Origin of the sequence: Teichococcus aerophilus (assembly GCF_014490485.1) — a bacterium.
Taxonomy (GTDB): domain Bacteria; phylum Pseudomonadota; class Alphaproteobacteria; order Acetobacterales; family Acetobacteraceae; genus Pseudoroseomonas; species Pseudoroseomonas aerophila.
This window is the reverse complement of record NZ_JACTVA010000018.1, coordinates 20,558-34,463: the sequence shown is the minus strand read 5'-3', so window position 1 is coordinate 34,463 and position 13,906 is coordinate 20,558. Positions and strand designations below refer to the sequence as shown.

Here is a 13,906-nt window from a genome sequence, read left to right as displayed (position 1 = left end):
TGTCCCTTAGGGCCGGGGCAGCGGCGTAGTGGCGCCCAGGCTTTCCTGCTGCACCGCCGTCGGCGGCACCACGCCGGGGTCGCCGGTCATGATCCAGTCGCGCAGGTTGCGGCGGATCTGGAACTCCAGCTCCACATTCAGGTCGTCCATCGCCTGCCGCACGATCTGGTCGGCCGCCCGCGCCTGGCTGGCCGGGCCTTCGACGATGACGGTGGCGTTGCGGCGCACCTCCGCCTCGGTAAAGGCCACGCGGGTGCCTTCGCCGTTGAGGATTTCGATCCGCACATGGATCATCACGTTGAAACGGTCTGACTGCTGGGCGAACAGGCCACCGGCCGTTGCCTGTTCCCGCGTCAGCGTCGCGGCATCGACGATGAAGCGCGCGCGGCCGACCGTGCCCACCGGCACCAGCCTCTCCCGCCCCATCCGCACCGCTTGCGCCACTGGGGAAAGCGGGGCCGGCAGGTCGGTACGGAAGGCCGGCCCGGGCACGGGCTCGGCCACCTCGATATCCAGCACGTTGAGGCGCAGCGGCGTCAGGTAGCCATAGCCGGGGGCAGGGGGCAGGGGCGGCGCGGTCTCGCTGGTGGCGCAAGCGGCGGCCAGCAGGGGCAGCAACAGCGCCACCCGGCGGCGCGTGATCGTCGGCATCATCCGGTATTTCTCCCCCGTGAAAGGCTGCGGATCATGATCGCTGCCGGCGGAAGCGGCAATCCTGATCCGGCTGGGGGCAGGTCGGGCCTGAGATGGAGGGCCCGCAGGTGATGGTGGCTGCATGGCTGGAGGCCGTGGATCGAGAGGGCTCTGCCCCCTCGAACTCCCCCGGCAGGGGATACGATCCCCTGCACCCGCGGTCAGTCAGGCGCACTCCTTACTCAAAAGGATGCCATCCTCAAAAAGATGCCAGAAAAACCATTTATAATAGTAGATTAGAAAAGCACACTCTCCGCCGTACCAACCGAACAAACGGGTTTCCAAAGGCCTCAGGCCTTTGGCGGGGAGAGTGTGAGAGGGGCAGCGCCCCTCTCATCCCATCTGGCCGCTCAGCCCTGACGGGATGCGGCTCCCACCTCGCTCCGTGCGAAGCGGAAGGTGGTGTTGCAGAACTCGCAGGTCATGGAGATCTCGCCCGCCTGAGTCATCTCGTCCAGATCCTCCTCGCTGAACCCTTCCAGCACCGAGCTCAGCCGGGCGCGGGAGCAGCGGCAGCCGTAGGAGAGCGGCCGCGGCTGCCCCAGCGCCAGCCCCTCGGCATGGAACAACCGGTGCAGCAACTGGCCGGAGGCCAAGCTGTCATCCAGCAACTCCTCCTCCTTCACGGTGGAGGCCAGGGCGATGGCGGTGTCCCACGCGTCGTCCTGCGTCTCGTCGTCCATCTCCGGGTCGATGCCCCCCTCGCCGGCGACGCGCTCCAGGATCAGCGCGGTGCCGCGCCAGCCTTCCTCGCCCTTGCCGGCAGCCAGCCAGACGCGGCTGGCGAACTGCTCAGAGGTCTGGAAGTAGTGGCCGGTCATCTCCGCCAGGGTCTCGCCTTCCAGAGAGACGATGCCCTGGTAGCGCTCCATCTCCGGCCCCTGGTCGCAGGTGAAGGCCAGGTAGCCATTGCCCAGCAGTGCGCCCGCCTCGGCGTCTGCGCCGTTCAGCAGGGCCAGCCGGTCGTTGTCGGCGCGGGCATAGCCACGCAGCGTGCCGGCATCGGTGCAGTCGGCCAGCAGCATCGGCACGGCGCCGTCGCCCTTGGCCTGCAGGCTGAAGCTGCCCTGGTACTTCAACGCGGTCGCCAGCCCGGCCGTCAGCGCCAGCGCCTGGCCGGTCAGCTTCTTCACCACATCCGGGTTGTCGTGGCGGGAAAGCAGCACATCCGCCAGCACGCCCAGCCGCACCAGGCGGCCGCGCACCGGCTTGTCCCAGAGGTGGAAGGGCTGCACGGCCTCGGCCACCGTCACGTTGGGGGCAGGGCTGCGGTCGTCGTCATGGGGGGCGTTGGGAAGCGTCGGATCGGTCACGGAAGCCCTGCGAATGCTCGGGGCCGGAAACGCGCCGCGCGGGGCCAGATGGGTCCCAGGGGTGGTCTCGGCCGGTGGTTGGGGTGGCGCGGCGCCTGCCACGCCCGAAGGCCGCGGGGGGAAGCACCCGCGCTGTGTCTCGCCCTAGATAGTGTGGATGCAGCGCCGTTGCGACACCTTGCGACAATGCAGGGGTGGATGGCTTCCCTGCCGGGGGCGCGGGTGGTGGGGCGGAGAGAAGGCTGGGGGAAGGAATTCCCCCAGACCCCCATCTTTTTTCTGTGGTGTTTGGTGTGCGCCTGGCGGCGTTGGCCGCGCGAGTGGCTCTGCCCCTCTCACCCTCTCCCCGCCAAGGCGTGAGACATTTGGAAACCCGTTCCTTAGCCACCGAGGGCCGCGACCGTCAGTTAATGCATTGATTTAAATCATATTTTTAAAAGGAGCGCGGTCTGGCACCGCCGCCCTCCCAAAGAATCGCGGGTACAGGGGATCGTACCCCCTGCCAGGGGAGCTCGAGGGGGCAGCGCCCCCTCGATCCCACCCAACAAGCCAACGTCGCCGCTCAGGCCCGCGCCTCGGCATCCATCAGCCGGTTGACGATCGCGCCGCGTACCGGCCGCAGGTGGTTGCCCAGCCGCAGCGCGGCACCGCGCAGCAGCCGCGCTGGCAGCTTGTCGCTGGTATAGAGCAGGGCGGTGGCGTTGGTGGCCAGGTACAGGCCGCGCGTCGCCTGGCGGTGCTCGGCCTCGTAGCCGCGCAGCACCGGGCCGGCGGCGAAGTCACGCCCATCCGCCAGCGCGGCGCGGATGCGGTGGGCCAGGATGTCTTGCCCATGCAGGCCAAAATTAAAACCATGCGCCGTCACGGGGTGCATGCCCACGGCGGCATCGCCCAGCAGTGCCACCCGCTGCCCGGCGAAGCGGCGGGCATAGACCGCGATCAGCGGATAGGTGTGCCGGGTGCTGATCAGCTCCATCGGCCCCAGGCGGCCGTGGTAGCGGCGGGTGATCTCGGCCCCGAAGGCGGCGCCGTCCATCTGCCGCATCCGGTCGATCTCGTCCGGCGGCAGCGTCAGCACGGCGGAGGACACCTCGCCATTCAGCGGCAGCATGGCCATGGTCTGGCCGTAGTCGAACCACTCGGTGGCGATGTGCTGGTGCGGCAGGGTGTGGCGCATCCGGGCGACGAGCATCGCCTTGCCGAAATCCAGCGTCTCCGCCTCGATCCCGGCCAGACGGCGCAGGTTGGAGAAGCGGCTGTCGGCGGCGACCACCAGCTTCGCCTGGATCTCCGTCCCGTCCGAGAGGCCAAGGCGGGCGCCGTCCACGTCGGTCCACAGCGCCACAGCCTTGCGGCCCGTCAGCAGCTCGGTGCGGCCCGGGGCGGCCTTGAGGGCCTGGTACAGCGCCTGGCGGATGATGTGGTTGGGCACCAACTGCCCCAGCTCGGCCGCCTTGCGCCCGGCGGTATCGAAGCGCAGCGCGTAGGGGGAGCCGCCATTGAGCACCCGTGCCTCCCGCAGGGCGGAGGGCACGCCGGCGGGAATGTGCGCCCACGCGCCCAGCGCCCGCATGATGTCCTGCGACCGATGCGTCAGCGCGATTTCCCGCCCGTCGAAGCCAGGGGCGGCGAGGGCGGCTTCCTCCTGCGGTTCCACCACGGCGACGGACAGCCCCGTGCGGGAAAGCGAACCCGCGAAGGCCAGGCCCACCGGCCCCCCGCCCACGATCGCGACATCGAACTGCATGGCCTGTGGCCCCCGTCGTTTCGGACTGGCCTGCACATAGGCGCGGGGGGCCACTCTGTCACCCAGGCGGGGGTGCTGTCCGTTGCGGCGGCACGGCGCGGAAGCCGTCCAGGAACAGCAGGTCCTTCGTCATGCCCTTCAGGTCCAGCAGGCCGAGCATGCCGAGATCGGCGACCAGCTGCGTCCGCAGCAGCGCGATCGCGTGGTCCACGCCGGCTTCCCCCGCCAGCGCGGAGGCGTAGTTGAAGGGCCGCCCGACGAACACGAACCGCGCGCCGAGGCCGAGCGCCTTGAGGATATCGGTCCCCCGGCGGAAGCCGCTGTCGATCATGATGTCCATGCCGCCGGCCTGCGCCAGCGCGGCGGGCAGCACCCGCAGCGGCGATACCGCGCCATCCAGCTGCCGCCCGCCATGGTTGGAGAGGATGACGCCATCCGCCCCGGCCTCCCGCGCCATCGCGACGTCGGCCGGGTGCAGCAGGCCCTTGATGACCAGCTTGCCGCGCCAGCGGGCGCGGACGGTGCGCACCACCGCCCAGTCCAGGCTCTCCCGCCCCGAGAAGTCGCGCACGGCCTGGCGGGAGAGCAGCGGCGCCCCGCGCCCGGGCCCCGCATTCTCGAAATGCGGGTTCCCGTGCCGCAGGAAGGTCCGCAGGAAGGTGCCGAGCGACCAGGACGGATGCGTCATGCCATGCCACAGCAGCGCCGCATCCGGGCGGATGGGGGTGCGGTAGCCGGTGCGCAGGTTGTTCTCCCGGCTGGGCACCACGGCGCTGTCGGCGGTGATGACGAAGGTGCCGATGCCGGCTCGCTCTACGCGGTCCACCATCGCCACCGCCTCCGCCTGGTCGCCGGAGAGATAGGCCTGGTACCACGCGCCCGGCGCCACCTCGGCCACGTCTTCCAACCGGATGAGGGAGGCGGCGCTGATGATCATGGGAATGCCGGCCCGCTGCGCCGCGCGCGCCAGCGACAGGTCGCCCCGATAGCCGGTCAACGCGCTCACCCCCATCGGGGCGATGCCGAAGGGCATGGCATGGCGCTGCCCCATCACCTCGCAATCCAGCCGCCGCCCGGTCACGCCGACCAGCATGCGCGGCAGGAACTGGATCTCGTCGAAGACGCGGCGGTTATCCGCGAGGGTGGCATTGGTTTCGGAGGCGCCGGCGACATAGCCGAAGATCGGCCGTGGCAGCAGCCGCCGCGCCGCGTCCTCCAGATCCTCCAGCGCGAAGATCCGCCGCATGCGGCGTGGCGGGCGCTGCGGCGGCGCCGGCGTGAAGGCCGGGTCGCTCATCGGTGGTGCGCCCGCCCCGCCGGCATCATGCCGGCAGGGCACAGGCTGGCCAGGGCAGGCAGCGGCATCCCGGGGCCGCTCAGCCGGCGCCGAGGGCCCAGAGCAGCACGCCCTTCTGGGCATGCAGCCGGTTCTCGGCCTCGTCGAACACCACGCTCTGCGGGCCGTCGATCACCTCGGCGGTGATCTCCTCGCCGCGATGCGCCGGCAGGCAGTGCATGACGATCGCATCCGCCGCCGCGTGCTGCAGCAGCGCCGCGTTCAGCTGGTAGGGGGCGAGCATGTTGTGGCGCGCCGTCGGCCCGCCTTCCTTCTCGTCCGACATGCTGACCCAGGTGTCGGTGACGACGCAGCGCGCGCCGCGCACGGCGGCAACGGGGTCGGAGGTCAGCTCGATGGTCGCGCCTTCGCGCCGGGCCCAATCCACCAGCTGGGCCGGCGGCGCCAGTTCCGGCGGCGTCGCCAGGCGAAGCGTGAAGCCGAAGCGCGCGGCGGCCTGGATGAAGCTCTGGGCGACGTTGTTGCCATCCCCCACCCAGGCGATGGTCTGGCCGGCGACGGGGCCGCGATGCTCCTCGAAGGTCAGCACATCGGCCATCAGCTGGCAGGGGTGGGACACGTCGGTGAGGCCGTTGATCACCGGCACCGTGGCGTGCTCCGCCAGCTCCCGCAGCTTGGCCACGCTGTCCGTGCGCAGCATGATGGCATCGACGTAGCGGGACAGCACCTTGGCCGTGTCCGCCGCCGACTCGCCACGCCCCAGCTGCATGTCCTTGGAGGAGAGCACGATGGCATGGCCGCCAAGCTGGTGGATGCCCACCTCGAAGGAGACGCGGGTGCGGGTGGAGGGCTTCTCGAAGATCAGCGCGATGGTCTTGCCGGCCAGCGGCTTGTCCGCCACCGCGCCGCGCTTGGTGTCGGCCGCCAGGTCCAGCATCTGCCGCAAGGTGGCCGCGTCGAAATCCGACAGCTCCAGAAAGTGGCGAGGGGCGGCTTGCGCCGCCCCCCCCGTCATTGACTTCAGCACGGCGCTCACTTTGCGGCTGCCTTCTCCCGCAGCGCGGACGCGGCCTTGGTGAAGGCGCGGTCCAGCGCCGCCACGGCTTCGTCCACATGCGCGCGGGTGATGATCAGCGGCGGCGCCACGCGCAGCACGTTCTGGCCGGCCGCCACCGTCAGCAGGCCTTCATCCACCGCGGCGCCCTGCATGTCGGTGTTGGTCACGCCATCCGCGCATTGCAGGCCGACCAGCAGGCCGGCACCGCGCAGCCCCGTCAGCACCGTCGGGTGGCGGCCGACCAGGGCGGTCAGCTGCTCCCACAGGTAGCGGGCGGTGGCGTCCACGTTGTCCAGGAAGCCATCGGCCAGGATGACGTCCAGCACCGCGTTGCCGGCCGAGCACGCCAGCGGGTTGCCGCCATAGGTGGTGCCGTGCGTGCCGGGCTTCAGGTACTTCGCCACCTTCTCCTTCGCCAGCACGGCGCCCAGCGGGAAGCCGCCGCCGATACCCTTGGCCGAGGACATGATGTCCGGCTCGATCCCGGCCCACTGGTGGGCCCAGAGCTTGCCGGAACGCCCCATGCCGGTCTGCACCTCGTCCAGCGCCAGCAGCAGGCCGAACTCGTCGCAGACGGCGCGCAGCTCACGCAGGAAGCGCAGATCGGCCGGGCGCACGCCGCCCTCGCCCTGGATCGGCTCGATCATGATCGAGCCGGTATTCGGGCCGATGGCGTCGCGCACCGCGTTCATGTTGCCGAAGGGCACATGCTGGAAGCCCTGCACCGGCGGGCCGAAGCCCTCCAGGTACTTGGCGTTGCCGGTGGCCGAGATCATCGCCAGGGTGCGGCCGTGGAAGGCGCCCTCGAAGCAGATGGTGTGGAACTTCTCCGGGTGGCCATTCTCGGCGTGGTACTTCCGCACCGCCTTGACCATGCCTTCATTGGCCTCCGCGCCGGAATTGGCGAAGAAGACGCTGTCGGCGAAGGAGGACTCCACCAGCCGCTGCGCCAGGCGCTCGGCCTGCGGCACGCGGTACAGATTGGAGGTGTGCATCACCTTGGCCGCCTGCTCGGCGATGGTCCGCACGAGGTGCGGATGCGCGTGGCCGATGGAGGTGGTGGCGATGCCGGAGCCGAAATCCAGGAATCGTCGCCCGTCGCTCGTCCACAGCCAGGCGCCTTCGCCCCGCTCGAAGGCGAGGTCTGCGCGGTTGTAGGTCGGCATCAGGGCGGGGATCACGCTGTTACTTCTCCGCAGTCCCGTGGGGGCCGGGCGACCATCGCCCGCTATCTTGTCCACGGCAGCCGGCGATGCTGCCGCAATCCGGCCGCCACGGCAACCTCGCCGGGCCATCCGGCGGGCAACCGGGTCCGCGGACGGTGCGTTTGTCTGGCATGGGCAGCAAAAACCAGCCCGGATCGTCAGCCAGGACCTACGGAGACACCAGCATGCGGACTTCCACGATCGCCTTGGCCACCGTCGCCCTGATCGGGCTCGGCAGCGCCGCGCAGGCGCAGATGACCGGCCAGAGCGGCGGCACCAGCCCCGGCACGACCCCTGGTACCACCGCGCCCGCTACGCCCGCGACGCCGACCGCCCCGGGCACCGACCCGAACAACCCGCCCGGCACCGCCGCCACCCGCCTGCTGGACCGTACGCTGGGCACCAACACCTCCGGCGCCTATCCGCAGAACTCCGACGGCAACAGCGCCAACAACCCGCCGGGCACCGCCGCCGGCCGGGCGATGGACCGCGCGACCGGCGACGCCGACCCCAATGCCCCGGTGACCAGCACCCCCGGCAACAACGCCCCGGTGACGCAGGCGCCGCGCAACGACACGCCGGGCGCCAACACCCGCGCGCCGGATACCGCGCCCTCTGCCCCCACCGGGTCCTCGATGGGCCGGGCGACGGAAGGCCAGACGGGCACTGCGCCCTCCACCACGCCGCGCTGACGCCGGCTTGGGGTCGGGGGATGGGTCCTCCCGTCCTCCGCCCCGGTGCCAGCCACATGCCGACGGGTCCGTCGCCCCGTAGCGGGCGGAACCCCAGCCTTGATGGCCGGAGAGCCTCGGCCTCCGGCCACGCCGCGTAGTGGAAGCGGATGATCTCGAGCTGATCGCCCGGCGGTAACCCATGTGGGCGGGTAGCCCTCCAGGCGCCGGCCATGCTCGAGTCTGGATGCTACGCTGGCGGCCGGCCCGGCGCCCCTCCCCATCGCTACGGTTGTTGCGCTGCAATGATGGACGGGCCCACCGAAACGCGGCACCATCGCCGTCAACGGAAGCAGATAATTCTACATTTTCTGCTAGGCATTGACAGAATCTCACTTTCGCTCTTTGTCGTTCGCAGTTGCGAAGGAACCTGCCCGATGACCATGACACGCCGCGCGGCCCTGCTGTCCGGGGCCGGACTGATGTTGGCGGGCACCGCGCCCGTATCGTCCGCCCTGGCCCAGGCCGCCGCCGCACCCCGCCGTGGCGGCGTGCTGACCGTGCATCTGGGCTCCGAGCAGCGCATCCTGAACCCCGCGCTGCGCGCCTCAACCGGCGTCTACATCATCACCAGCAAGATCATCGAGCCGCTGGTGGACCTCGGCACCAGCGGCCGGCCGGAAGGCGTCCTCGCCACCTCCTGGGATGCCAGCGAGGACGGCAAGACCATCACCTTCAAGCTGCGCGAGGGGGTGAAGTGGCATGACGGCAAGCCCTTCACCTCGGCCGACGTCGCCTATTCCGCGATGGAGCAGTGGAAGAAGCACCTGAACTACGGCACCACGCTGCAATTGTACCTGGATGCCGTGGAAACGCCGGACGCCCATACGGCGGTGTTCCGCTACTCCCGCCCGATGCCGCTGAACCTGCTGCTGCGCGCGCTATGCGACCTCGGCTACATCGTGCCGAAGCATGTGTTCGAGACCGGCAACGTGCTGGAGAACCCGGCCAACACGGCGCCGATCGGCACCGGGCCGTTCAAGTTCGTCGAATACCAGCGCGGCCAGTACATCATCGCCGAGCGCAACCCGGACTATTGGCGCGAAGGCTTCCCGTACCTGGACCGCATCGTCTGGCGCATCATCACCGACCGCTCCGCCGCCACGGCGGCGATGGAGACGGGGGCCATCCAGCTCTCCGCCTATAACGGCCTGCCGCTGGCGGACCTGGACCGCCTCAAGACCGACAACCGGTTCGAGGTCTCCAGTCGCGGCGTGGAAGCCAACGTGTTCAACAACACGCTGGAGTTCAACACGCGCCGCAAGGAACTGGCCGACGTGCGGGTGCGCCGGGCCCTGGTGCACGCCATCGACGTGCCCTTCTTCCTGGAGAACTTCCTCTACGGCCTTGGCAAGCCGGCCACCGGGCCCATCCCGTCCAGCTCCACCGACTTCTTCCCCAACAACCCCGTGCCCTATCCCTACGATAAGGCGAAGGCCGAGGCGCTGCTGGACGAGGCCGGCTACAAGCGCGGCGCCGGCGGCATCCGCTTCAGCCTGCGCATCGTCCCCATCATGAATGGCGAGGACGTGCCGCTGCTGGCCACCTACATCCAGCAGTCGCTGCAGCAGATCGGCGTGCGGGTGGAGATCGTGCAGCTCGACATCGCCGGCGCGCTGACGGCGGTGTACCGGGACTGGAACTTCGACATCGCCACCGGCTGGCACCAGTATCGTGGCGACCCGGCGGTCTCCACCACCGTCTGGTACCGCTCCGGCAGCCCGAAGGGCGCGCCCTGGACCAACCAGTATGGCTGGCAGTCCGATGCGGTGGACAAGCTGATCGACGACGCCGCCAGCGAGATCGACCCGGTCAAGCGCAAGGCGCTCTATGCCGACTGGGTCAAGGCGGTGAACGAGGAAATCCCGGTGGCGATGCTGACCGAACGGCCCTTCTACGCCGTCACCAGCAAGAAGGTGCAGAACCACCACTCCTCGCCGCGCTGGGATTCGGGCGACTTCCACGACACCTGGCTGCTGCCGTCCTGAGGCGATAGATGCGCATCCTGCTCCTCGCGCTGCGCCGGCTGGCCGCCAGCCTGCCGACGCTGCTGCTGATCCTGGTCGGCCTGTTCCTGCTGCTGCAACTGGCGCCCGGCGACACGGTCGATGCGCTGATGGCGCAGATGGGCGGCGGCGACCCGGCGATGATGGAGCAGTTGCGCAGCTTCTACGGCCTCGATGCCCCCGTGCTGGTGCAGCTGACGCGGTATCTGTGGCGGCTGGTGCAACTGGATCTCGGCTTCTCCGCCATCTACGGCAAGCCGGTCTCCAGCGTCATCCTGGAACGGCTGCCGGTCACGCTGCTGCTGATGGGCACCTCGCTCAGCTTCGCCTTCGCGGCGGGCATGGCGCTCGGCGTGCTGGCGGCGCGCCGCGTCAACAAATGGCCGGATGCGCTGATCTCGACCCTCGGGCTGATCTTCTACGCCACGCCGTCCTTCTGGTTCGGCATGATGGGGGTGGTGGTCTTCGCCATCAAACTCTCCTGGCTGCCGGCCGGCGGGTTCGAGGATATCGGCGCCGGCCATACCGGGCTCGCCCGCCTGGCCGACATCGCCTGGCACCTGGTGCTGCCGGTGACGACGCTGGCGCTGATCTTCCTCGCCACCTACCTGCGCATCATGCGGGCCTCGATGCTGGAGGTGCTGACGCTGGATTTCGTCCGCACCGCCCGCGCCAAGGGGCTGAGCCAGACCGGTGTGCTGCTGCGCCACGTGCTGCGCAACGCGCTGCTGCCGGGGCTGACGCTCATCGGCCTGCAGGCCGGCACCATGCTGGGCGGCGCCGTGGTGGTGGAAAGCGTGTTCAACCTGCCGGGCCTCGGCCGCCTCGCCTATGAATCGGTGGTGCAGCGGGACCTCAACACCCTGCTCGGCATCGTCTTCGTCTCCGCCCTGCTGGTGATCCTGGTGAACTTCATCGTCGACCTGCTCTACGCCAAGCTGGACCCGCGCATCGCGGCGGAACGCTGATGGCCCTGCTTCAACGCTACCTCCGCAGCCCGGCGGCGGTCATCGGCCTGGTGCTGTTGCTGCTGGTCATCGCCATGGCCATCAGCGCCCCGTGGGTCTTCCCGCGGGACCCGCTCTCCCTCGCCGGCCGGCCGCTGCAATGGCCGGGTGCCAACCCGAATTTCTGGCTGGGCACCGACAATACCGGCCGCAACATTGCGGCCCAGATCTTCCATGGCGCGCGCGTCTCGCTGCTGATCGGGCTGGTGGCCACCGCCATCTCGATCGGCATCGGCATCGTGGTCGGTGCGCTCGCCGGCTTCTATGGCGGCTGGGTGGACGATGTGCTGATGCGCATCACCGAAGCCTTCCAGACCCTGCCCAATTTCATTCTTCTGCTGGTGCTGGTGGCGGTGTTCGGCTCCGACATCCAGACGGTGACGATCGCCATCGGCCTCGTCTCCTGGCCCCCCTCCGCGCGGTTGACACGGGCGGAGTTCATGTCGCTGCGCTCGCGCGAATTCGTCCAGGCCTGCCGCGTGCTCGGCATGCGGGACGCCCGCATCATCTTCCGCGAAATCCTGCCCAACGCGCTGCCGCCGGTCATCGTCTATGCCAGCGTCATCATGGCGGTGGCCATCCTGCTGGAAAGCTCGCTCGCCTTCCTCAACCTGTCCGATCCCAACGTCCCCTCCTGGGGCAACCTGATCGGCGCCGGGCGCGGCGTGCTGCGGGTGCAGTGGTACGTCTCCGCCATTCCGGGCGTGGCCATCCTGCTGACGGTGCTGGCGGTCTCGCTGGTGGGGCAGGGGCTGAACGACGCGCTGAACCCGAGGCTGAAATCCCGATGAGCCTGCTCTCCATCGAAGGCCTCACCGTCGCGCTGCCCAAGGGGGGCGACCGCCCGCACGCGCTGCGGGACGTGACGCTGGAGCTGAACGAGAACGAGATCCTCTGCGTCGTCGGCGAAAGCGGCTCCGGCAAGTCCATGACGGCCAGCGCGGTGATGGGCCTGCTGCCGGAGGGCGTGCTGGCCGAATCCGGCCGCATCCTGTTCGAGGGCCGGGACCTGCTCGTGCTGCCGGAGCCGGAGCTGCGCAAGCTGCGCGGCGCCCGCCTCGGCATGGTGTTCCAGGAACCGATGACGGCGCTGAACCCGCTGCGCACCATCGGCAGCCAGATCGCCGAGATGTTCCGCGTCCACACCCAGCTCTCCGCCCACGAGCGCGACGCGCGCGTGCTGGCGCTGCTGGAGCAGGTGCGCATCCCCGACCCCGCCGCCGCCGCCAAGGCCTTCCCGCACGAACTCTCCGGCGGCCAGCGACAGCGCGCCATGATCGCCATGGCGCTGGCACTGGAACCCAAGCTGCTGATCTGCGACGAGCCGACCACGGCGCTGGACGTGACCACCCAGGCGCAGATCCTGGAACTGATCCGCGACCTGCAGCGCCGCACCGGCACCGCCGTGCTGTTCATCACCCACGATTTCGGCGTGGTGGCCGATATCGCCGACCGCGTGGCGGTGATGCGCCATGGCGAGGTGGTGGAGCAGGGCCCGGCCGCCGAGGTGCTGAACCACCCGCGCCACCCCTATACCCGCGCCCTCGTCGCCGCCGTGCCGCCGCTGACGCCGCCCGCCGCGCAACCCCTGGGTGGCGAGACGGTGCTGCGGATCGAGCATCTCACCAAGACCTACCGCAAGGCCGGGCTGTTCGGCCGCAACCGCCGCGTCACGCATGCTGTGCGGGACGTGACGCTCAGCCTGCCGCGCGGCGGCACGCTGGGCATCGTCGGCGAAAGCGGCTCCGGCAAGTCCACCCTGGCCCGCTGCCTGGTGCGGCTGCTGGACCCCGAGGCCGGCAGCATCCACATCGACGGCCAGGACCGCCTGGCCCTGACCAAGACCGAGCTGCGGCGCGACGCGCGGCGCATCCAGATGGTGTTCCAGGACCCCTACGCCAGCCTCAACCCGCGCCGCAAGGTGGGGGAATTGGTGGCGCAGGGCCCGATGGTGCACGGCACCCCGCGCGCCGAAGCCATGGCCCAGGCGCGGGAATTGTTCGAACTCGTCGGGCTGGACCCGCGCGGGCTGGACCGCTTCCCGCACGAATTCTCCGGCGGCCAGCGCCAGCGCATCGGCCTGGCGCGCGCCTTGGCCATGAAGCCGGAAGTGCTGGTGGCGGATGAACCGGTCTCCGCGCTCGACGTCTCGGTGCAGGCACAGGTGCTGAAGCTGCTGGCGGAACTGCGGACGCGGCTGGGCCTGTCCATGGTGTTCATCACGCACGACCTGCGCGTCGCCGCCCAGCTCTGCGACCGTATCGCCGTGATGCGCCAGGGCGAGGTGGTGGAAGAAGGCGCCACCGCCGAGATCTTCGCCAACCCCCGGCACGAATACACCCGCGCCCTGTTCGCCGCGGTACCGGGGCAGGGGTGGACGCCGCCGGTGGCGTTCGGTGCTGAGGAAATGGCCTGACTTTGGGTGGGCTGGGATCGAGGGGGGCGCGGCCCCCTCGAGCTGCCCTGGCAAGGGATACGGTTCCCTGCACCCGCGATTCCGTTCGCGCCAGCGCTGTTCAGGCGTTTCGCTCAATGACCGGATGGTGGGGAAGCCAAGTCCCGCCGCAAGCCTGTGTGTCGCGGGGGGCGTAAGGGAAAAAGCCCGGCGGGATTCCAGAATACCCGCGTCGAACCCGCAGCCAAAGAGGCCTGGCACAACGCAGCCCGGTCGCTGAGGGGTCCCCCTGGAATCAATTCATGCACCAAAAAATGCCTCACTCTACGGGGTGAGCAGGGCGAATTCACAAGCCCGATTTCGCTTCCGGCCTCCACCCAGGCGGCAGCCTTACCCAGCACCTGGGTTTCCAAAGGCCTGAGGCCATGGGCAGGGAGAGTTTGAGAGGGGCGGCG

General features: G+C 69.7%; 11 protein-coding genes. 5 read left to right on the top strand and 6 right to left on the bottom strand.

The window, feature by feature from the left end:
• Window positions 1-6: 6 nt before the first annotated feature.
• The 6 genes from IBL26_RS11640 to IBL26_RS11615 form a co-directional block, all read right to left on the bottom strand.
• Window positions 7-654, bottom strand: coding sequence for a TolC family protein (locus IBL26_RS11640; RefSeq protein WP_187784654.1), 648 nt, complete (start codon window positions 652-654; stop codon window positions 7-9).
• A gap of 389 nt (window positions 655-1,043) precedes the next feature.
• On the bottom strand, window positions 1,044-2,006 hold the full coding sequence (gene hslO / locus IBL26_RS11635; protein WP_367615416.1) for an Hsp33 family molecular chaperone HslO: 963 nt from the start codon (window positions 2,004-2,006) through the stop codon (window positions 1,044-1,046).
• Window positions 2,007-2,568: 562 nt separating this feature from the next.
• Window positions 2,569-3,753 (bottom strand): 5-demethoxyubiquinol-8 5-hydroxylase UbiM, encoded by a 1,185-nt coding sequence (gene ubiM, locus IBL26_RS11630; protein WP_187784653.1) that lies wholly within the window; start codon window positions 3,751-3,753, stop codon window positions 2,569-2,571.
• 58 nt (window positions 3,754-3,811) lie between these two features.
• Window positions 3,812-5,050: an alpha-hydroxy acid oxidase gene (locus IBL26_RS11625; RefSeq protein ID WP_187784652.1), complete on the bottom strand. Its 1,239-nt coding sequence runs from the start codon at window positions 5,048-5,050 to the stop codon at window positions 3,812-3,814.
• 79 nt (window positions 5,051-5,129) lie between these two features.
• Complete coding sequence (gene argF, locus IBL26_RS11620; RefSeq protein ID WP_187784709.1) at window positions 5,130-6,065, bottom strand: ornithine carbamoyltransferase; 936 nt, start codon at window positions 6,063-6,065, stop codon at window positions 5,130-5,132.
• Window positions 6,066-6,082: 17 nt separating this feature from the next.
• Window positions 6,083-7,288 carry an aspartate aminotransferase family protein gene (locus IBL26_RS11615; RefSeq protein WP_187784651.1) on the bottom strand — a complete coding sequence of 402 codons (1,206 nt, stop codon included), beginning with the start codon at window positions 7,286-7,288 and terminating at the stop codon, window positions 6,083-6,085.
• Window positions 7,289-7,497: 209 nt separating this feature from the next.
• On the opposite strand from IBL26_RS11615, the gene IBL26_RS11610 reads away from it, so the two are divergent.
• The 5 genes from IBL26_RS11610 (at window position 7,498) to IBL26_RS11590 (ending at window position 13,472) form a co-directional block, all read left to right on the top strand.
• Entirely contained in the window at window positions 7,498-8,004 is a 507-nt protein-coding gene (locus tag IBL26_RS11610) for a hypothetical protein (RefSeq protein ID WP_187784650.1), read from the top strand.
• Between the two features lie 416 nt (window positions 8,005-8,420).
• Complete coding sequence (locus tag IBL26_RS11605) at window positions 8,421-10,031, top strand: ABC transporter substrate-binding protein (protein WP_187784649.1); 1,611 nt, start codon at window positions 8,421-8,423, stop codon at window positions 10,029-10,031.
• Between the two features lie 8 nt (window positions 10,032-10,039).
• Entirely contained in the window at window positions 10,040-11,017 is a 978-nt protein-coding gene (locus IBL26_RS11600; protein WP_187784648.1) for an ABC transporter permease, read from the top strand.
• Window positions 11,017-11,847, top strand: a complete 831-nt coding sequence (locus tag IBL26_RS11595) for an ABC transporter permease (protein ID WP_187784647.1) — start codon at window positions 11,017-11,019, stop codon at window positions 11,845-11,847. The genes IBL26_RS11600 and IBL26_RS11595 overlap by 1 nt, the downstream gene beginning before the upstream one ends.
• Window positions 11,844-13,472 carry an ABC transporter ATP-binding protein gene (locus IBL26_RS11590; RefSeq protein WP_187784646.1) on the top strand — a complete coding sequence of 543 codons (1,629 nt, stop codon included), beginning with the start codon at window positions 11,844-11,846 and terminating at the stop codon, window positions 13,470-13,472. Before IBL26_RS11595 ends, IBL26_RS11590 begins: the two co-directional genes overlap by 4 nt.
• Window positions 13,473-13,906: the final 434 nt, after the last annotated feature.